The following is a 19,447-nucleotide window of genomic DNA, read 5'->3' on the forward strand; positions in this document are numbered from 1 at the left end:
GTTTCACAACGAATCGCTCGTTAACCGGCGATACGGTCGCCGACATGCCTGCCGACACCGTTTCCGTCACGGGATGGGGCCGCACCGCTCCCACCGCCGCCCGTCTGATCCGCCCCCGGACGTACGAGGAGGCCGCGGCCGCCGTCCGCGCGTGCGGGCCCCGGGGCGGCATCCCGAGAGGCCTGGGGCGGGCGTACGGGGACGCGGCGCAGAACGCCGGTGGCGCCGTGCTCGACATGACGGGCCTGGACCGGGTGCACGCCATCGACGCCGACGGCGGCACCGTCCTGTGCGACGCGGGCATCTCCCTGCACCGGCTGATGCAGGTGCTGCTGCCGCTCGGCTGGTTCGTGCCGGTGACGCCCGGCACCCGCCAGGTGACCGTCGGCGGGGCGATCGGCGCGGACATCCACGGCAAGAACCACCATGTCTCCGGGTCCTTCTCCCGGCACGTCCTCTCCCTCGAACTGCTCACCGCGGACGGCGAGATCCGCACCGTCGGCCGGGGGACGCCGTTGTTCGACGCGACCGCGGGCGGCATGGGCCTGACGGGCGTGATCCTGACAGCCACGCTCCAGTTGCTGCCGGTGGAGACCTCGCTGATGTCGGTCGACACCGAGCGCGCGACGGACCTCGACGACCTGATGGCCCGCCTCACCGCCACCGACCACCGCTACCGCTACTCGGTGGCCTGGATCGACCTCCTGGCCCGCGGGGCCGCGACCGGCCGCGCGGTCCTCACCCGCGGCGACCACGCCCCCCTGGAGGCGCTGGGCGACGGCACACGCGCGCGGAGGGACCCGCTGGCCTTCCGCCCCTCCCAGCTTCCGTCCCCGCCCGCCCTGTTCCCCGAGGGCCTGCTCAGCCGCCGCACGGTCGGCCTGTTCAACGAGATCTGGTACCGCAGGGCGCCCCGCGCGCGTACCGGCGAACTCCAGCGGATCTCCACGTTCTTCCACCCCCTGGACGGGGTCCCGCACTGGAACCGCGTCTACGGCCGCGGCGGCTTCGTGCAGTACCAGTTCGTCGTCGGACACGGGCGGGAAGACGCCCTGCGCCGGATCGTGCGGCGCATCTCGGACCACCGGTGCCCGTCCTTCCTGGCGGTCCTCAAGCGCTTCGGGGACGCCGATCCCGGGTGGCTGTCCTTCCCGGTCCCCGGCTGGACGCTGGCCCTGGACATCCCGGCGAACCTGCCCGGCCTCAGCCCCCTCCTCGACGAACTGGACGAGGAGGTGGCCTCGGCGGGCGGCCGCGTCTACCTCGCCAAGGACTCCCGCCTGCGCCCGGAGCTGCTCGCCGCGATGTACCCGCGCGTGGCCGACTTCCGCGCCCTGCGCGCCGAGACGGACCCGCGCGGGGTCTTCACATCGGACCTCTCCCGCCGCCTCGGCCTGTAGCCCACGCCCGTCGGCCTGTCGCCCGCCACTCCACCCCTCACCGCCCCCTCCCCCAAGGAGCCGTCATGAAGGACGCCTTCGGCCTCCCCCAGTCCCTGCTCGTCCTCGGCGGCACGTCCGAGATCGCGATGGCGACCGCCCGCCGGCTCATCGCCCGGCGCACCCGCACGGTGTGGCTGGCGGGACGTCCGACGCCCGCCCTGGAGGAGTCGGCCGAGCAACTGCGCGCGCTGGGCGCCCGCGTGCACACCGTCGCCTTCGACGCGCTGGACACCGAGTCCCACGAGTGGGTGCTCGGCAAGATCTTCGCCGAGGGGGACATCGACCTCGTGCTGCTGGCGTTCGGCGTCCTCGGCGACCAGGCCCACGACGAGCGCGACCCGGTGGCCGCGGTGCGCGTGGCCCAGACGAACTACACCGGCGCGGTCTCGGCGGGCCTGATCTGCGCCGGCGCCCTCCAGAACCAGGGCCACGGCTCCCTAGTCGTGCTGTCCTCGGTGGCCGGCGAACGCGCCCGCCGCGCCAACTTCATCTACGGCTCCAGCAAGGCGGGACTCGACACCTTCGCCCAGGGCCTCGGTGACGCTCTGCACGGCACGGGCGCCCACGTGATGGTCGTACGCCCCGGCTTCGTACGCTCGAAGATGACCGCCGGGCTGGAGGAATCCCCCCTGTCGACGACCCCGGAAGCCGTGGCGACGGCGATCGAGCTGGGGCTCAGGCGCCGGTCGGAGACGGTGTGGGTACCCGGGGCCCTGCGCATGGTGATGTCGGCGCTGCGGCACCTGCCGCGTGGCGTGTTCCGGCGGCTACCGATCTAGCACTTTCACAGCACGCCCTAGGCGGGAGATCGGCGTCGCCGGTGTCAGGGGCGGGACCAGCCCCCACCGGCCCGCAGATCACCCACGACCTTTGTCCGCCCTCCCGGCGAGTCAACTCGCCGGGATCGACCCGCGCTTGACGTGGCTCGCCTGCGGCGGCACCACCGCCCCGCCGAAGGCGTACTCCCGGAGCTTGCGCCACACGCCGTCCGCGCCCTGCTCGTAGAGCGCGAACCCGGTGCAGGGCCACTCGGCCTCGTAGTCGGCGAGTTCCTCGAACGCGCGGTCCATCGCCGCCTCGTCGATGCCGTGCGCGACCGTCACATGCGGGTGGTACGGGAACTGAAGCTCACGCGCCACCGGACCGGACGCGTCCCGCACCTGCTTCTGCAGCCACGTACAGGCGTCCGCCCCCTGGACGACCTGGACGAAGACGACCGGTGACAGGGGCCGGAAGGTCCCCGTGCCGGACAGCCGCATCGGGAAGGGCCGCCCGGCCGCCGCCACCTCCATCAGGTGCGCCTCGATCGCCGGCAGCAGCGAGGCGTCCACCTCGGTGGGCGGCAGCAGGGTGACATGCGTGGGGATGCCGTGAGCCGCGGCGTCGCCGAAGCCCGCGCGCCGCTCCTGGAGCAGGCTGCCGTGAGGCTCCGGGACCGCGATCGACACGCCGATCGTTACGGTCCCCACGTCGTCTCCTGTCGTCGTGACGGTCGGTTCTCTCAGCCGTCGGCTATCGACTGTACGGCCACGGCTGTGCTGCGGGCAGGCGCAAGGGAAGTGATGTGCAGCGCTCTGCCAGTAGTACGTGTGTGCGGTGGTGCGCCTCAGTGCTTGGCGGGCAGGAAGCCGACCCTGTCGTAGGCCTGCGCCAGCGTCTCCGCGGCGACGGCACGCGCCTTCTCGGCACCCTTGGCCAGGATCGAGTCGAGCGTCTCCGGGTCGTCCAGATACTGCTGGGTCCGCTCCCGGAACGGCGTCACGAACTCGACCATGACCTCGGCGAGGTCCGTCTTGAGCGCACCGTAGCCCTTGCCGTCGTACTTCTGCTCCAGTTCCGCGATTCCGGCCCCCGTGAGGGTCGAGTAGATCGTGAGCAGGTTGCTGACGCCCGGCTTGTTCGCGGCGTCGTAGCGGATGACGGTGTCGGTGTCGGTGACCGCGCTCTTGACCTTCTTCGCGGTGGCCTTGGGCTCGTCGAGGAGGTTGATCAGACCCTTCGGCGTGGACGCCGACTTGCTCATCTTGATCGACGGGTCCTGAAGGTCGTAGATCTTCGCCGTCTCTTTGAGGATGTACGGCTTGGGGATCGTGAAGGTCGCGCCGAACCGGCCGTTGAAGCGCTCGGCGAGGTCGCGGGTCAGCTCGATGTGCTGGCGCTGGTCCTCGCCGACCGGGACCTCGTGGGCCTGGTAGAGCAGGATGTCGGCGACCTGGAGGACCGGGTACGTGAACAGGCCGACCGAGGCCCGCTCCGTGCCCTGCTTGGCGGACTTGTCCTTGAACTGGGTCATGCGGGAGGCCTCGCCGAAACCGGTGAGGCAGTTCATGACCCAGCCGAGCTGGGCGTGCTCGGGGACATGGCTCTGGACGAAGAGCGTGCAGCGCTCGGGGTCGAGACCGGCGGCGAGGAGCTGGGCGACGGCCAGCCGGGTGTTCCCGCGCAGCTCCGCCGGGTCCTGCGGGACCGTGATCGCGTGCAGGTCGACGACCATGTAGAACGCGTCGTGGGTCTCCTGGAGGGCCACCCACTGGCGGACGGCGCCCAGGTAGTTGCCGAGGTGGAACGAGCCTGCGGTGGGCTGGATTCCGGAGAGCACACGGGGTCGGTCAGAAGCCATGCTCACCATTCTCTCAGGTCTCGGCGCCCGATCCGGAACCGATCGCGAACTGGTCCGCAACAGGTGGGAACCGATCCGTCTGCTGCGGTGTAACAAGGGTGTGAGAACGCGGGAGAGGGGCCGCATCGTCGATGAGGCCGCGGTGATCGCTCGCGTACGCGCCGGGGATCCGGAGGCGTACGCCCAGTTGGTGCGTGCCCATACGGGCATCGCGCTGCGGGCGGCCGCCGCGCTCGGAGCCGGTGCGGACGCGGAGGACGTGGTGCAGCAGGCCTTCGTCAAGGCGTACTGCGCGCTGGGGCGGTTCCGGGACGGTTCGGCGTTCCGGCCGTGGCTGTTGTCGATCGTCGCCAATGAGACGAGGAACACAGTCCGCACGGCGGCCCGGCAGCGCACGCTCGCCGGCCGGGAGGCCGCCTTCGTGGAGGCCGAGCCGCTGATACCGGAATCGGCGGACCCGGCGGCGGCGACGCTGCGCCAGGAGCGCCGCGCGGCCCTGCTGGCCGCCTTGGAGAAACTGAGCGAGGAGCACCGCCTGGTCGTCACCTACCGCTATCTGCTGGAGATGGACGAGCCGGAGACGGCCCAGGCGCTGGGCTGGCCCCGCGGGACGGTGAAGTCCCGGCTCAACCGCGCACTGCGCAAGCTCGGCAAGCTGCTGCCGGATTTCGAGCCCGGGGAAGGAGGTGAGAAGCATGAGTGAGGAGCGCGAGGCGTACGACGGTGACGGCAGCCGCGGGCTGCCGGAGGAGCTGCGCTCGCTCGGTCGGTCCCTGGACCGGCCTGAGCCGGCCGGTGCCGAGACGATGGCCGAGCGGGTGCTGGGGCAGATACTCGCCGAGCGGATCCCGACGCCGGTGGCCGAGCCGGCGGGGGCCCGGGAGCGGATGCGGGCGGCGCGGCGGTGGGTGCGGGCGCGCCGGCGTTCGCTGACGGCGGCGCTGTGCGGTCTGCTCACAGTGCTCGTGCTCACTCCCCCGGTGCGGGCGGCGGTCTTCGACTGGTTCGGCTTCGGCGGGGTCGAGGTGCGCTACGACCCGTCCGCCCGGCCGTCGGCGAGCGCCGAGGTGCCTCGCTGCGAGGGCTCGGGTTCGGTGTCGCTCGCGCAGGCCGGGCGCCGGGCCGGGTTCGAGCCGGCCGTGCCGGGGGCGCTGGGCGCGCCGGACGCGGTGACGGTGACCGGGGAGCCGCGGGGGCGGTTCCTGGTGAGCCTGTGCTGGCAGGAGGGCGGCCGGACGATCCGGCTGGACGAGTTCTCGGCCCGGCTGGACACCGGTTTCATCAAGACCGTGCGGGAGCAGCCGGAGTGGCTCACGCTGGGCCGCTCCTCGGCGCCGGAGCCCGCGCTGTGGTTCGCGCGACCGCATCTGCTGAGCTTCTGGCTGGTGGGCGCGGACGGTTCTCCGTACACCCGCGAGGAGCGGACGGCGGGGCCGACCCTGCTGTGGATGCACGGGACGGGCACGGCGGACGACGACATCCTCACGCTGCGTCTTGAGGGCGTCGCGTCGAAGGAGCGTGCGGCGGAGATCGCGACGTCGCTGGAGGCCGCGCAGTCGCCGGAAGGGGCCTCCGAATAGTCGGTCGGGGGTGGGAACCCCGGCGGGCCGGGCGGTGTACCAGAAGTGACACGCGGCTCGCGGACGGGCCGCTCGGTGATCGACTGCTTGGGGGTTCGGATGCGCGGGCGAGTGCTCGGTTCGAGAGGCGGACGGCGTCGGCTGACGGCGTCGGCAGGGGCGTTGACGGTGGCGCTGGGGATGCTGGTGTGGGGGGCGGCACCGGTCTCGGCCGGGGGGCCGACGAGCGCGTTCCTGGCCTCCCCGGAGACCGGGAAGGCGGGAGGGCTGTACGCCTCGGACCGCAGGTACGCCCAGCTGGATTCCCTCATCCAGGCGGGCACCCCGGGTACCCCGCCCAAGGACGCGATGGCGGACCGGCGCGTCACCGTTACCTGGCTGGTACACGACACCTCTCCGTGGCGGGTCGACCAGATCTTCCCCGTCACCGGGGGCGAGGACGTCTGGGTGCACCGGGCGATGGACGTCACCGAACGGACGGACGGCAGCTGGCACCGTGCCCCGAATCCCGAGCGGCTGCGGGCCCTGCTGGCGGACGTGGGCGTGCTGAGTCAGGGGGACGGTGGTGCGGACCTGTCGTCCTTCGCGCTGCGGGAGGTGTACACGGCCGGCGGGGAGCACGGGAGCGTCCCGGAGACGGAGACGGAGACGCCGGTGACGGGTGCCGCGGCGTCCCGGCCCGTGGCGGCTTCGGGGACGGGCGAGGACACCGACTGGTGGTGGGCCCTGCCCGGCGGTGCGGCCGGGGCGGTGCTGGCGCTGACGCTGCGGCCCTTCGTCACGCGGGGGCCGCTGGGCGGCCGGAGGGGCGACCCGGGACCCCGGCAGGAGCTGCGGGACGCGTGAGGGGCCCGGGCGGACGGAATCGACACGGGGAGGTCGAGGGCGGATGAGGGTGCCCAGGGGGCGGATGGCTGCGCGACTGGTGCTGCTGGGGCCGGTGTCGGCGGTGCTGGCGCTGTGCGGCGGAGCACCGGCGGCCGGGGCGGTGGGCGGGGCGATGGGCGGTGCTGTGGGCGGTGCGGTAGGGGGTGCGGGACGGGCTCCCGATCTGGCGATGGTGGTCGCGGGCGGCGCGGGGCAGCCGACCGCGGTGCGGTCCGGGGAACCGCGGTTCGCCCGGCTGTGGCAGCTGCTGGAGCCGACGTACACCGGGACCGAGCGGGTGCCCGAGGCGTGGACCGAGGGCCGGCATCCGCCGGTGCGGCTCATGGTGGTGTGGGGGCTGACGGGGGTGGGCGGCCGGCCCATGACCGACAGTCCGCCGGGCGGGGACGTGGCGATGCAGCGGCAGGATCAGCTGTTCGTCGCCGAGGACGGCACACCGTGGGTGCGCTCGGATCCGGCGCCGGATGTGGAGGACGACGACATCCGCTGGCATCGGGCGCCGCGCTCGGTCTTCGAGCGGCTGGACCGGTCGGGGCTGCTCGGCGGCCCGGTGCGGACGGCCTCGGCCGAGGCCGACGGCCCGGTCCCGGCGGTGGACGCCGTGTGGTGGGCGATACCGGGGCTGGCCGTGGGCTTCGCGGCCGGGGCGGGCGGCACGCTGGCGATACGCCGCGCGGCGGCCCGCCCTGGAGGGGGGCCGCCGCGGGAGGAGCCACGACAGCAGCTCATCGATCTGTGAGCGTCACCGATCCGTGAGCGGGTCACCGATCCGTGCGCGTCACCGATCCGTGAGTGTCACCGATCCGTGAGTGTCACCGACCCGTGCGCGTCACCGTTCCTTGACAACTCAACAGGGAGTGCCGGTCAGCCGAGGTCGATCTCCGGGTACAGCGGGAAACCGGCCACCAGGTCGGTCGCCCGGCGGGAGATCTCGTCCGCGATCTTTGGGTCGAGGACGTGGGCGGCCTTGGAGGGGGCGCCCGACTTGGTGGTGCCGGGCTCCGCGGTGGTCAGGACGCGGTCGATGAGACCGGCGACCTCGTCCATCTCGGCGGTGCCCAGACCACGGGTGGTCAGGGCGGGGGTGCCGATGCGGACGCCGGAGGTGTACCAGGCGCCGTTGGGGTCGGCCGGGATGGCGTTGCGGTTGGTGACGATGCCGGACTCCAGCAGCGCGGCCTCGGCCTGGCGGCCGGTGAGGCCGTAGGAGGTGGCCACGTCGATCAGGTTCAGGTGGTTGTCCGTGCCGCCCGTGACCAGGGTCGCGCCCCGGCGCATCAGGCCCTCGGCGAGGGCGCGGGAGTTGTCGACGATGCGCTGGGCGTAGTCCTGGAAGGAGGGCTGCCGGGCCTCGGCGAGGGCGACGGCCTTGGCGGCCATGACGTGCGGGAGCGGGCCGCCGAGGACCATCGGGCAGCCGCGGTCGACCTGGTCCTTGAGGGAGTCGTCGCACAGGACCATGCCGCCGCGCGGGCCGCGCAGCGACTTGTGGGTGGTCGTGGTGACGATCTGGGCGTGCGGGACCGGGTCGAAGTCGCCGGTGAGGACCTTGCCGGCGACCAGTCCCGCGAAGTGGGCCATGTCGACCATCAGGGTCGCGCCGACCTCGTCGGCGATCTCACGCATGATCCGGAAGTTCACCAGACGGGGGTAGGCGGAGTAGCCGGCGACGATGATCAGCGGCTTGAAGTCGCGGGCGGAGGTGCGCAGGGCCTCGTAGTCGATGAGGCCGGTGGCGGGGTCGGTGCCGTAGGAGCGCTGGTCGAACATCTTGCCGGAGATGTTCGGGCGGAAGCCGTGGGTGAGATGGCCGCCGGCGTCCAGGGACATGCCGAGCATCCGCTGGTTGCCGAAGGCCTGGCGCAGTTCGGCCCAGTCGGCATCGGAGAGCTCGTTGACCTGGCGGACGCCGGCCTTCTCCAGGGCGGGGGCCTCGACACGGGCGGCGAGGACCGACCAGAAGGCGACGAGGTTGGCGTCGATGCCGGAGTGCGGCTGGACGTAGGCGTGGCGGGCGCCGAAGAGTTCCCTGGCGTGTTCGGCGGCGAGCGACTCGACGGTGTCGACGTTGCGGCAGCCGGCGTAGAAGCGGCGGCCGACGGTGCCCTCGGCGTACTTGTCGCTGAACCAGTTGCCCATCGCCAGCAGGGTGGCCGGGGAGGCGTAGTTCTCGGAGGCGATCAGCTTGAGCATCTCGCGCTGGTCGTGGACCTCCTGGCCGATGGCGTCGGCGACCCGCGGTTCCACGGCGCGGATGACGTCGAGGGCGGCGCGGAAGGCGGTGGATTCGTGGGAAAGGGGCTGCTCGGGCAAGTCGGCCTCCGGACGGCGTGGTTTCAGCGTTCACGGTTCGGCCCAGGCGCACGGCACACAGTCACGACCGGGCCGCTCCCCGATGGTCGGTCCCATCCCAGCGCGCCAGTCACGGCCCGCCGTCAGCCTACCGGGCGCGCCGTCGGGTGAAGGTCCCGCGTCCACCATCCGAGCGAGGATAGGAAGGGGACTCCGCTCGTCTCCCGGAGTCTTCTGGAGGTCCCGTGACCACTACGGAAACCCTCATCGCCGCGGCCGAGGCGCACGGCGCGCACAACTACGCGCCGCTGCCGGTCGTCGTCGCCTCGGCCGACGGGGCGTGGATGACGGATGTGGAGGGGCGGCGGTATCTGGATCTGCTGGCCGGTTACTCGGCGCTCAACTTCGGTCATCGCAACCGGCGGATCATCGAGGCGGCCAAGGCGCAGCTGGAGCGGGTGACGCTGACGTCGCGGGCGTTCCATCACGACCGGTACGCCGCGTTCTGCGAGGAGCTCGCGCGGCTGTGCGGCATGGAGATGGTGCTGCCGATGAACACCGGGGCGGAGGCGGTGGAGACCGCGGTGAAGACGGCCCGGAAGTGGGGGTACCGGGTCAAGGGCGTGCCCGCGGAGATGGCGAAGATCGTGGTCGCGGGCGGCAACTTCCACGGCCGTACGACGACGGTCATCAGCTTCTCCACCGACCGGGAGGCGCGCGCCGACTTCGGGCCGTACACGCCCGGGTTCGAGATCGTGCCGTACGGGGATCTGACGGCGATGCGGGCGGCGATGACGGAGAACACGGTCGCGGTGCTGCTGGAGCCGATCCAGGGCGAGTCGGGGGTGATCGTGCCGCCGTCCGGTTATCTGCCGGCGGTGCGGGAGCTGGCCCGGGAGCGGAACGTGCTGTTCGTGGCCGATGAGATCCAGTCGGGGCTCGGGCGGACGGGGCGGACCTTCGCGTGTGAGCACGAGGGGGTGGTGCCGGACATGTATGTGCTGGGCAAGGCGCTCGGCGGCGGCGTGGTGCCGGTGTCGGCGGTGGTGTCGTCGGCCGAGGTGCTGGGGGTGTTCCGGCCCGGGGAGCACGGGTCGACGTTCGGGGGGAATCCGCTGGCCTGTGCGGTGGCGCTGGAGGTGATCGCGATGGTGCGGTCGGGCGAGTACCAGGCGCGGTCGGCGGAGCTCGGCGCGCATCTGCACCGGGAGCTGGCCGCCCTGGTGGACATGGGGCGGGTGACACAGGTGCGGGGGCGCGGGCTGTGGGCGGGGGTGGACATCGCCCCGGCGTACGGGACGGGCCGGGAGGTGTCGGAGAAGCTGATGGAGCGGGGTGTGCTGGTGAAGGACACCCATGGCGCGACGCTGAGGATCGCCCCGCCGCTGGTGATCGGCAAGGAGGATCTGGACTGGGGGCTCGCCCAGCTGCGGGCGGTGCTGGGGGTCTAGAGGATCACATGGGGCAGGAAGCGGGCGTACTCGTCGGTGATCAGTCCCGCCGATTCGCGGATGCCCAGGCCTGCCGCTTCGTCCTCGACGACCCAGGCGCCGAGGACGACCCGGTTGCCGTCGAAGTCGGGCAGGGGTGCCAGCTCCTGATAGCAGCAGGGCTCGTCGCGCGGGACGGGGTCGGTGCCCGGTTGGTGGACGGTGACGCCCGCGCCTTCGCGGCCCAGCAGGGGCTTGGCGACGTAGCCGGTGGTGCGGGCGAGGTCGCGGGGGCCGTCGAGGTGGGCGGGGAGCAGGTTGGGGTGGCCGGGGTGGAGCTCCCAGAGGATCGCCAGCAGGGCCTTGTTGGACAGGAGCATCTTCCAGGCGGGTTCGATCCAGAGGGTGGATCCGGTGCCGCCGCCGTTGTCGAGGGTGTCCAGGACGTGGCCGGCGAAGCGGTCGGTGGTGAGCCACTCCCAGGGGTAGAGCTTGAAGCAGCTGCGGATGAAGCGGAGCCGGTTGTCGACGAAGCGGCCGGAGAGACGGTCCCAGCCGATCTCCTCCATGGAGATCCAGTCGGTGTCGAGGCCGGCCTGCTCGGCGGTCTCCTTGAGGTAGGCGACCGTCATCAGGTCCTCGCCGAGCTCGTCGGCGGCGGAGTGCGCGAAGTACAGCGGGCTGCCGGGCGGGAGGAGGGGGGCCTGTTTCCTCCAGGCGGCGACCAGGCGTTCGTGCAGCGAGTTCCACTGGTCGGCGCCCGGGAAGCGCTCCTCCATCCAGAACCACTGCGGGGAGGCGGCCTCGACCAGGGAGGTGGGGGTGTCGGCGTTGTACTCCAGGAGCTTCGCCGGGCCGCGGCCGTCGTAGCGCAGGTCGAAGCGGCCGTAGAGGGACGGGAGTTCGGTGCGGCGGTGCCAGGCCTCGGTGACCGCTTCCGCCACGCGCGGGTCGGTGATGCCGAGGTCGGCGAGGCGCCCGGAGGTGACGATGTGCTCCGCCGCCCGCAGGCACATGCGGTGGAGTTCCTCGACGACCTCCTCCAGCGCCTCGACCTCCTCCAGGGAGAAGACGTAGTAGGCGCTCTCGTCCCAGTACGGGCGCAGGGAGTTGTCGGGGTAGCGGGTGAGCGGGTAGATCAGGCCCTGTTCCTCGACGGTCCGCTGCCAGCCGGGGCGGGGTTCTATGGTGCGGCGTTCCATGGTGGACGTCCGGACGGTCCGGGTCAGCCGCCGCCGCTGCCGGAGCCCGAGCACCCGAAGCCGCCGCGGTCGACGGCGTCGCTGCGGCTGAAGGTGCCGTAGTCGGCGTAGCCGCCGTCGACTTCGGCGTCGTAGTACCAGGCGGCGTCGGCGCCGCCGCCCTTCTTCTTGCCACTCTTGCCGCTCTTGCCGCCCTTGCCGTACGAGGAGCCGGAGGAACCCGAGGCGCCCGACGTGCAGTTCTTGTCGGCGATGACCTTGTAGCCGTCCCAGGTGTAGCTGTCCCGGTCGACGCAGCGGCGGTCGGGCTCGGAGCCGCAGGAGGTCAGTGCCGCCGCGACGACTCCCATACCGCCCAACACCACCGTGCTGGAGCGCAGTCGGCGCTTCGTGCGAGCCATATCCCGTCTCTCCCCGTGTCCTTCGGCTGGACGATTACCCTACGGCAGCACCCGGCAAAGGGCTTCGAGGGCCCCCGCCCAGGCATGGTCGGGCGGGGTTCCGTAGCCGACGACCAGGGCGTCGAGGGGTTCGGCGATGGCCTTGTCATGGCGGAAGTGGGCCAGGCCGAACAGGGACAGGCCCTGCCAGCGGGCCGCCTGGAGGACCGATGCCTCGGTGCCGGGCGGCAGGCACAGCACGGCGTGCAGGCCGGCCGCGATCCCGGTGGCCCGGACCGTCGGGGCGCGCTCGGTGAGGGCGGTGACCAGGGCGTCCCGGCGTCGGCGGTAGCGCAGCCGGGAGGCGCGGACATGGCGGTCATGGGCACCGTGGCCGATGAACTCGGCCAGGGTCAGCTGGTCGAGCACCCCGCAGCTGTCCACGTCGCCCTTGGCCCGGGTCACCGGTTCCACCAGGGCGGGCGGCAGGACCAGCCAGGCCAGGCGCAGGCCGGGGGCGAGGGACTTGCTGGCGGTTCCCAGGTAGACGACGTGGTCGGGGTCCAGGCCCTGGAGTGCGCCGACGGGCTGGCGGTCGTAGCGGAACTCGCCGTCGTAGTCGTCCTCCAGGATCAGGCCGCCGGTGCGGCGGGCCCAGTCCACGACGGCCGCCCGCCGGGAGCGGTGCAGGTCGGCGCCCATCGGGAACTGGTGGGCGGGGGTGAGCAGTACGGCACCCTCGTCGGTCAAATCGGCTGGGTCGGTGCCGAGTTCGTCGAAGGGCAAGGGGGTGGTGGCGAGGCCGGTGCCGGCCAGGACGGCGCGGTGTTCGGGGAGTCCGTACGACTCGACGGCGATCGTCCGGGCTCCGCGGGCCCGCAGGACCGAGCCGAGCAGGTGCAGGCCCTGGGGGAAGCCGGAGCAGATGACGATGCGTTCGGGGTGGGCGCGGACGCCGCGGGCGCGGGAGAGGTAGGCCGCGAGGGCGGTGCGCAGTTCGATGCGGCCGCGGGGGTCGCCGTAGCCGAGGACGTCGTAGGGGGCGGTGTTGAGGGCTCGGCGGGCCGCCTTGAGCCATTCGGCGCGGGGGAAGGCGGCGAGGTCGGGGGTGCCGGCGGTCAGGTCGTGGGTGGGGCGGGGGCGGGCGCGGCGGGTCGGAGCGGTGGCCGTGGGGGGTGTGGAGCGGCCCTCGGCGACCCGGGTGCCCGAGCCCTGGCGGGCGGTGAGCCAGCCCTCGGCGACGAGGTCGGTGTAGGCGTCGGCGACCGTGTTGCGGGCGATGCCGAGGTCGGCGGAGAGGGAGCGGGAGGAGGGCAGCCGGGTGCCGGGCGCCAGCCGGCCCGTGCGGACGGCCTCGCGCAGGGCGTCGGTGAGGCCCCGGCGCAGACCGGGTCCGGTGGCCGGGTCCAGGTGGAGGTCGATCCCCAGGGCCCGAGAAGTGGCCCATGCGTCTGCCATGGAAATGGACCATACTCCTGGGCCTTTCGCTTCGTAGGGTCGAGGCATGACGATGACCAGTGATCACACCGCCCCTGCCGAAGCCACCGTCGAGTACGCGCCCGAGCACCCCCCTCGGCTGCGCTGGGCCGACCACGCGCCCGAGGTCTACAAGGCGATGGTCCGGCTCGACGCGGCGGCCCGGCGGGGTCTGGACCCGAAGCTGCTGGAGCTGGTGAAGGTCCGCGCCTCGCAGCTCAACCACTGCGCCATGTGCGTGGACATGCACTCCAAGGACGCCCTGGCGGCCGGGGAGAGCGTGGAGCGGATCATCCAGCTCTCCGCCTGGGAGGAGTCGGCGCACTTCTACACCGAGAAGGAGCTCGCGGCGCTCGCGCTGACCGAGGCGGTCACCGTGCTCACCGAGGGTTTCGTGCCCGACGAGGTGTACGCGAAGGCCGCCGCCCACTTCGAGGAGCCGGAACTGGCCCAGTTGATCGCCTCGATCGCGGTGATCAACGCCTGGAACCGGTTCGGCGTGACCTGCCGGGTGACGCCGGGGCACTACCAGCCGGGCCGGCACTGACCGCCGGGGTGTGCCGCGCCCGGATCACGTCCGGGCCGTGACCGTCAGGACAGCCACGGACGCCAGGTGGACTCGTGGCTGTCCGCCCACTTCCTCGCCGCCTCCTCGGGGGTGAGCTTCTGTTCGGCGATCATCAGGGAGACCTCGTTCTGGTCCTCGGTCGTCCAGCGGAACTTCTTCAGGAAGGCCGCGGCCTTCCCGCCGTCCTGCGCGAAGTCGGCGTTGAGGTACTTCTGCAGCGGGGTGTGCGGATAGGCGCAGGCGACCTTCTCCGGATCCGCGTCGCAGCCCTCCTGGTACGCCGGCAGCTTCACCTCGGTCATGGGGACCTTCTCGAACAGCCACTGGGGGGCGTACCAGTAGGTCAGGAAGGGCTTCCTCTCCTTGGCGAACTGCTTGATCTGGGTGATCTGGGCGGCCTCGGAACCGGCGAAGACCACCTGGTAGTCCAGGTCGAGGTTCTTCACCAGTGCCTTGTCGTGGGTGACGTAGGAGGGCGAGCCGTCCAGCAGCTGGCCCTTGCCGCCGCTCTCCGGGGTGCGGAGCCGGTCGGCGTACCGGTTGAGGTTCTTCCAGTCGGTGACGTCGGGGTGCTGCTTCGCGAAGTACGTGGGGACGTACCAGCCGATGTGGCCGGTGACGCCGAGGCCGCCGCCGTTCACGATCGTCTTCTTGTCCTCGACGTACCGCTGTTCCTGGTCGGGGTGGCCCCAGTCCTCCATGATCGCGTCGACCCGGCCCTGGCTGAGCGCGTCCCAGGCGGGGACCTCGTCGACCTGGACGGTGTCGACGCGGTAGCCGAGTTCGTGTTCCAGCAGGTACTGGGCGACGGCCACGTTGGCCTGGGCGCCGACCCAGGACTGGACGGACAGGGTGACCGTCTTCGCACCCTGGGCGTTGGCGAACGGCGAGGCCTGCCGGGTCATGTCGGCGGCGCCGCAGCCGGTGAGCAGCAGCAGCGCACCCACCGCCGCGGTCGTGGTGACACGGACGCGCATGTCACGCTCCCTTCTTCGTGCGGCGTTCCGTCGGCTGGGTCACCCGGTCGAGCATCAGACCGAGGCAGACGATCGCGGCGCCGGCCACCAGGCCGGTGGCGAGGTCGCCCTGGGCGAGGCCGAAGACGACGTCGTAGCCGAGCGCGCCGCCGCCGACCAGGCCGCCGATGATGACGACGGCGAGGACCAGGACCACGCCCTGGTTGACGGCGAGCAGCAAGGAGCGGCGGGCGAGCGGGAGCTGCACCTGCCACAGCTGCTGGGCCGGGGTCGCGCCGAGCGAGCGGGCCGACTCCAGGGCGGCAGGGTCGATCCGGCGCAGGCCCTGGGCGGTGATCCGGACGACGGCGGGCAGGGCGTAGACGACGGCCGCCGCCACCGCGGGGGCGCGGCCGACGCCGAACAGGGCGACGACCGGGATCAGGTACACGAACTGCGGCATCGTCTGGAAGACGTCCAGGACGGGGCGCAGAGCGCGGTCCACCCGGTCGTTGCGGGCCGCGGCGATGCCGGTCGCGACGCCCAGGACGAGGGTGACGGCGACGGCGGCGAGCACCTGGGACAGGGTGTCCAGGGACGGTTCCCAGGCTCCGAGCACGCCGATCGCGGCCATGGCGAGGGTCGCGGTGAGCGCGGTGCGCCAGGTGCCGATCAGCCAGGCGAGGGCGGCGACGACGAGCAGGACGGCCCACCAGGGCAGCCACTGCAGGCCGTCGCGTACGGGGTCCAGGACCCAGGTCGTGAAGTGGCCCGCCCACTCCGCGGTGCCGCCGACGACCGGGACGCCCGAGTAGAGGTGGGCGGTCATCCAGTCGACGGCCCGGTTGACCGGGGCGGCGATGTTCAGCACCCAGGCGTCGGGCCAGTCGAGGCGGCCCACGAGACGTCCGGCGACGGCGGCGGCCAGGGCGGCGCCGAGGGCGTACGCCCATGCCGCGCGGCCCGTCCGTTCGGTGCCGTCGGCGGCCGCGGCGGTGACGCGGTCCAGGACGACCGCCAGCAGCACGATCGGGATGCCGGCCGCCAGGGCGGCGCCCACGTCGACCGAGGCCAGCGCCTGGTAGACGCGGTCACCGAGGCCGCCGGCGCCGATGACCGACGCGATGACGGCCATGGACAGCGCCATCATGATCGACTGGTTGACGCCGAGGAGGAGTTCCTTGCGGGCCAGCGGGATTCGGGCGGTCAGCAGCCGCTGGCGGGCGGTGGCGCCGAGGGAGTCGACGGCCTCCAGCACCTCCTGGTCGGCGCAGCGCAGGCCGAGCGCGGTGAGGCGGGCCATGGGCGGGGCGGCGTAGACGACGGTGGCGAGGACGGCCGCGGGGACACCGATGCCGAAGACCAGGACGACCGGGAGGAGGTAGGCGAAGGCGGGGAGGACCTGCATGGTGTCCAGGACCGGGCGCAGGACGCGGTCCATCCGGTCCGAGAGGCCCGCGGCGAGCCCGAGGAGGGCGCCGACGGCGACGGACGCCAGCACGGCGACCGTCATCAGGGCGAGGGTCTGCATGGTCGGCACCCACATGCCGAGGGCGCCGCAGGCCAGAAAGGCGGCGGCGGTGCCCAGGGCGAGCCCGGCGCCTGCGACGCGCCAGGCGACAAGCGCGCCGACCGCGGTGACGCCGGCCCAGCCCGCGGCGAGCAGCACCAGGTACACGGCGCGTACGCCGAGGACGACGGCGTTGCTGACGTGGCCCAGGAAGTGGAGGAACAGGGGGTGGCTGTCCCGGTTGTCGATGATCCAGTCGCTGGTCCTGGTCAGCGGGCCGGTGAGGTCGACGGTGAGGGCGTCCGGCCAGCTGCCGCTCGCCCAGCGGGCGTGGGCCAGCGGGACGAGGATCGCGGCGGCCAGGGCGAGCAGGGTGAGCTTGGCCGCGGCTCGGTTTCTCAGGACGCGCGGCAGGGTGCGGGGCGCCGGTGCGGTGATCGTCGCCATCAGACCGGCTCCGGGGTGGGATCGACGGGCGTCGGCCCGGCGGCACGGCCACCCGTGCCGACGGCGGATCCGCCGGCCACGACGCCCAGCAGGGCGGCGGCGTCCACCACGCCGAGGCAGCGGCCGCGGTCCACGATCCGGGCGGGGCTGCCCGTACGGGCGACCGCCTCGATGGCCTCGGACACCGTGGCGTCCGGGGCGAGCGCCGGGCCGTTGCCGGCCTCCTCCGCGGACGCGGGCCGCATCGCCGTACGCACCGTCATGACCTGCTCGCGCGGTACGTCCCGGACGAACTCCCGGACGTAGTCGTCGGCCGGGGAGCCCACGATCTGTTCCGGGGTGCCCAGTTGGACCACCTTGCCGTCGCGCATCAGGGCGATGCGGTCGCCCAGTTTGAGGGCCTCGTTCAGGTCGTGCGTGATGAAGACCATGGTGCGGCCCTCTTCGCGGTGCAGCCGGACGACCTCCTCCTGCATGTCCCGGCGGATCAGGGGGTCGAGGGCGCTGAAGGGCTCGTCGAACAGCAGCACTTCGGGGTCCACCGCGAGGGCGCGGGCCAGGCCCACGCGCTGGCGCTGGCCGCCCGAGAGCTGGCTGGGTCTGCGCTGTTCCAGACCGGCCAGGCCGACCTTGGCCACGACCTCGGCGGCGCGTGCGCGGCGTTCGGACCTGCCGACGCCCTGGATCTGCAGGCCGTAGGCGACGTTGTCGAGGACCGTGCGGTGGGGCAGCAGGCCGAAGTGCTGGAAGACCATCGCCGCGCGGTGGCGGCGCAGCCGGCGCAGCCGGGCGGTGTCCATGGCGCGGACGTCCTCGCCGTCGATGGCGATCGTGCCGGAGGTCGGCTCGATCAAGCGGGTCAGACAGCGCACGAGCGTGGACTTGCCCGAGCCGGACAGGCCCATCACCACGAAGACCTCGCCCTTGCGGACGTCGAAGGAGACGTCCCGCACCGCCGCCGTGCAGCCGGTGCGGGCGCGCAGCTCGGCGGGGGCGAGCGCGGCGAGTCCGGGGTCGGCGGGGACGCGGTCGGCCTTGCGGCCGAAGACCTTCCACAGGCCCTGCACGGAGAAGACCGGAGTGCCGCTCATCGGGCATCGCCGCCGATCAGGTCCACCGCGCGTTCCCCGACCATCAGTACGCCGATCATCGGGTTCACGGCGGGCATGGTCGGGAAGACGGAGGCGTCGGCGATGCGGATGTTCTCCAGGCCGCGGATGCGCAGCTCGGGGTCCACCACGGCGAGTTCGTCGTCGGCCGCGCCCATCCGGCAGGTGCCGGCCGGGTGGTAGACGGTGTGCGCGGCCTTGCGGGCGTACTCGCTGAGCTCCGCGTCACCGACGATCTCCGGGCCCGGGCAGACCTCGCGCTTGAGCCAGCCGGCCAGCGGCTCGGTCCTGGCGATCTCGCGGGCGATGCGGATGCCGTCGACCAGGGTCCGCGCGTCGTAGTCGTCCTCGTCGGTGAAGTAGCGGAAGTCCAGCGCGGGCTTGACCGAGGGGTCCGGGCTGGTCAGGTACAGCCGGCCACGGCTCTTCGGCTTGGGGATGTTGGGGGTCATCGAGACGCCGAACTCCGGACGTTGGTAGCCCAGGCGCTCGGGGTTGTCCGTGAAGGGGATCTGGTAGAAGTGGAACATCAGGTCGGGGCCCGCGTGTTCGGGGTCGCGGCGCACGAACAGGCCCGCGTCGGAGTCCATCGCGGAGTTCTCCGGGATGGGGCCGTCGGTCTCCCAGACGATCACCGACTCGGGGTGGTCGAGCAGGTTCTCGCCGACGCCGGGCAGGTCGAGCGCCACGGGTATGCCGAGCGCCTCCAGGTCCGCGCGGCGCCCGATGCCCGAGTGCAGCAGTAGCCGCGGCGAGTCGACGGCACCGGCGCACAGCAGCACCTCGTTGCGGGCGCGGACGAGGAACTCCTCGCCGTCCTTGGCGCGTACGTGCACGCCTTGTGCGCGGGTGCCGTCCAGCTCCAGCCGGTAGGCCCAGGTCTCCAGCAGGATCGTCAGGTTGGGGCGCTCGTCCATCACCGGGTGCAGATACGCCACCGAGGCGGACGACCGCTTGTTGTTCTCCGGGTGGTAGGCGAGGTCGAAGAAGCCGGCGCCCTCGGTGAACGGCTTGTCGTTGAAGCCCTCCACGCGCGGGACGCCGAGCGCCTTCTGCGCCGCGTCGACGAAGTCGCGGGCGATGGCGTTCCGGTCCTTCTCGTCGACCGGGACGATGTTGTTCAGCAGCCGCGCCCAGTACGCCTCCATCGGCACCGCGCCCCAGCCCTCGGCGCCGGCCGCCTCCCACTCGTCCCAGTCGGAGGGCAGGGGCTTGAAGGCGATCAGGGTGTTGTGCGACGAACATCCGCCGAGCACGCGGGCGCGGCTGTGCCGGATGTGGGAGTTGCCGCGTGGCTGCTCGGTGGTGGGGTAGTCGTAGTCGAGGTCGCCGCCGAGCAGGCCCATCCAGCGGCGCAGGGTCAGCACGTCGTCCCGGCCGACGTCGCTGGGGCCGCCCTCGATGACGGCGACGGTGACATCGGGGTTCTCGGTCAGCCGGGAGGCGATGACGGAGCCTGCGGTGCCGCCGCCGATGACGACGTAGTCGTAGACATGGGTGTTCGCGGACAGAGGGGGCATGGGGGTGCTCCAGGAGGTGCGGGGCGG

18 protein-coding genes and 1 riboswitch are annotated in these 19,447 nt (G+C 72.5%); of the genes, 8 read left to right on the plus strand and 10 right to left on the minus strand.

Features of this window, described 5'->3' with window-relative positions; all coding sequences use genetic code 11:
* The first annotated feature begins 44 nt into the window (after positions 1–44).
* Positions 45–1,400, plus strand: coding sequence for an FAD-binding protein (locus ACWD11_RS02130; protein WP_389415313.1), 1,356 nt, complete (start codon positions 45–47; stop codon positions 1,398–1,400).
* Positions 1,401–1,465: 65 nt separating this feature from the next.
* Positions 1,466–2,221 (plus strand): decaprenylphospho-beta-D-erythro-pentofuranosid-2-ulose 2-reductase, encoded by a 756-nt coding sequence (locus ACWD11_RS02135; protein ID WP_389415314.1) that lies wholly within the window; start codon positions 1,466–1,468, stop codon positions 2,219–2,221.
* Positions 2,222–2,332: 111 nt separating this feature from the next.
* On the opposite strand, the gene ACWD11_RS02140 is transcribed toward ACWD11_RS02135, so the two are convergent.
* Both ACWD11_RS02140 and trpS read right to left on the minus strand, forming a co-directional pair.
* Positions 2,333–2,911 (minus strand): 2'-5' RNA ligase family protein, encoded by a 579-nt coding sequence (locus ACWD11_RS02140; RefSeq protein WP_389415315.1) that lies wholly within the window; start codon positions 2,909–2,911, stop codon positions 2,333–2,335.
* Positions 2,912–3,048: 137 nt separating this feature from the next.
* Positions 3,049–4,062: a tryptophan--tRNA ligase gene (gene trpS, locus ACWD11_RS02145; RefSeq protein ID WP_389415316.1), complete on the minus strand. Its 1,014-nt coding sequence runs from the start codon at positions 4,060–4,062 to the stop codon at positions 3,049–3,051.
* Positions 4,063–4,204: 142 nt separating this feature from the next.
* Between trpS and ACWD11_RS02150 the strand changes: the two genes are divergently transcribed.
* The 4 genes from ACWD11_RS02150 (at position 4,205) to ACWD11_RS02165 (ending at position 7,269) form a co-directional block, all read left to right on the plus strand.
* The gene (locus ACWD11_RS02150; protein ID WP_389415317.1) at positions 4,205–4,765 is read left to right on the plus strand and encodes an RNA polymerase sigma factor; all 561 of its coding nucleotides are present in this window, start codon (positions 4,205–4,207) and stop codon (positions 4,763–4,765) included.
* Complete coding sequence (locus tag ACWD11_RS02155; RefSeq protein ID WP_451280740.1) at positions 4,758–5,642, plus strand: hypothetical protein; 885 nt, start codon at positions 4,758–4,760, stop codon at positions 5,640–5,642. The genes ACWD11_RS02150 and ACWD11_RS02155 overlap by 8 nt, the downstream gene beginning before the upstream one ends.
* Positions 5,643–5,810: 168 nt before the next feature.
* Positions 5,811–6,488, plus strand: coding sequence for a hypothetical protein (locus ACWD11_RS02160; protein WP_451280742.1), 678 nt, complete (start codon positions 5,811–5,813; stop codon positions 6,486–6,488).
* Between the two features lie 64 nt (positions 6,489–6,552).
* The gene (locus ACWD11_RS02165; protein WP_389415320.1) at positions 6,553–7,269 is read left to right on the plus strand and encodes a hypothetical protein; all 717 of its coding nucleotides are present in this window, start codon (positions 6,553–6,555) and stop codon (positions 7,267–7,269) included.
* 125 nt (positions 7,270–7,394) lie between these two features.
* Here ACWD11_RS02165 and ACWD11_RS02170 read toward each other — a convergent pair whose 3' ends face one another.
* A complete protein-coding gene (locus ACWD11_RS02170) occupies positions 7,395–8,843 on the minus strand; it encodes a glycine hydroxymethyltransferase (protein ID WP_389415321.1) in 1,449 nt (482 codons plus the stop codon).
* 33 nt (positions 8,844–8,876) lie between these two features.
* Positions 8,877–8,966: riboswitch (ZMP/ZTP riboswitch) on the minus strand.
* 101 nt (positions 8,967–9,067) lie between these two features.
* Between ACWD11_RS02170 and rocD the strand changes: the two genes are divergently transcribed.
* The gene (rocD, locus tag ACWD11_RS02175; RefSeq protein WP_451280744.1) at positions 9,068–10,273 is read left to right on the plus strand and encodes an ornithine--oxo-acid transaminase; all 1,206 of its coding nucleotides are present in this window, start codon (positions 9,068–9,070) and stop codon (positions 10,271–10,273) included.
* Here rocD and ACWD11_RS02180 read toward each other — a convergent pair.
* The 3 genes from ACWD11_RS02180 to pdxR are packed head-to-tail and all read right to left on the minus strand — an operon-like array spanning position 10,270 to position 13,292.
* Positions 10,270–11,454, minus strand: a complete 1,185-nt coding sequence (locus tag ACWD11_RS02180) for a glutathionylspermidine synthase family protein (protein WP_451280746.1) — start codon at positions 11,452–11,454, stop codon at positions 10,270–10,272. The genes rocD and ACWD11_RS02180 overlap by 4 nt on opposite strands.
* Positions 11,455–11,477: 23 nt before the next feature.
* Positions 11,478–11,855, minus strand: a complete 378-nt coding sequence (locus ACWD11_RS02185) for a hypothetical protein (RefSeq protein ID WP_389415324.1) — start codon at positions 11,853–11,855, stop codon at positions 11,478–11,480.
* Positions 11,856–11,894: 39 nt separating this feature from the next.
* Positions 11,895–13,292: a MocR-like pyridoxine biosynthesis transcription factor PdxR gene (pdxR, locus tag ACWD11_RS02190; protein WP_451280748.1), complete on the minus strand. Its 1,398-nt coding sequence runs from the start codon at positions 13,290–13,292 to the stop codon at positions 11,895–11,897.
* A gap of 52 nt (positions 13,293–13,344) precedes the next feature.
* On the opposite strand from pdxR, the gene ACWD11_RS02195 reads away from it, so the two are divergent.
* Entirely contained in the window at positions 13,345–13,857 is a 513-nt protein-coding gene (locus ACWD11_RS02195; RefSeq protein ID WP_389415634.1) for a carboxymuconolactone decarboxylase family protein, read from the plus strand.
* Between the two features lie 44 nt (positions 13,858–13,901).
* Here the strand turns inward: ACWD11_RS02195 and ACWD11_RS02200 are convergent, their stop codons facing one another.
* Genes ACWD11_RS02200 through ACWD11_RS02215 form a run of 4 tightly spaced genes read right to left on the minus strand, consistent with a single transcriptional unit; the run spans position 13,902 to position 19,420 of the window.
* Positions 13,902–14,855 carry an ABC transporter substrate-binding protein gene (locus tag ACWD11_RS02200; protein WP_451280750.1) on the minus strand — a complete coding sequence of 318 codons (954 nt, stop codon included), beginning with the start codon at positions 14,853–14,855 and terminating at the stop codon, positions 13,902–13,904.
* Position 14,856: 1 nt separating this feature from the next.
* Positions 14,857–16,791 carry an ABC transporter permease gene (locus ACWD11_RS02205; RefSeq protein WP_451280752.1) on the minus strand — a complete coding sequence of 645 codons (1,935 nt, stop codon included), beginning with the start codon at positions 16,789–16,791 and terminating at the stop codon, positions 14,857–14,859.
* Positions 16,791–17,882, minus strand: a complete 1,092-nt coding sequence (locus ACWD11_RS02210) for a quaternary amine ABC transporter ATP-binding protein (RefSeq protein WP_389415328.1) — start codon at positions 17,880–17,882, stop codon at positions 16,791–16,793. The genes ACWD11_RS02205 and ACWD11_RS02210 overlap by 1 nt, the downstream gene beginning before the upstream one ends.
* The gene (locus ACWD11_RS02215; protein WP_389415329.1) at positions 17,879–19,420 is read right to left on the minus strand and encodes a GMC family oxidoreductase; all 1,542 of its coding nucleotides are present in this window, start codon (positions 19,418–19,420) and stop codon (positions 17,879–17,881) included. Before ACWD11_RS02215 ends, ACWD11_RS02210 begins: the two co-directional genes overlap by 4 nt.
* Positions 19,421–19,447 lie beyond the last annotated feature (27 nt).

The sequence above is a fragment of the Streptomyces sp. NPDC002776 genome (genome assembly GCF_053592195.1).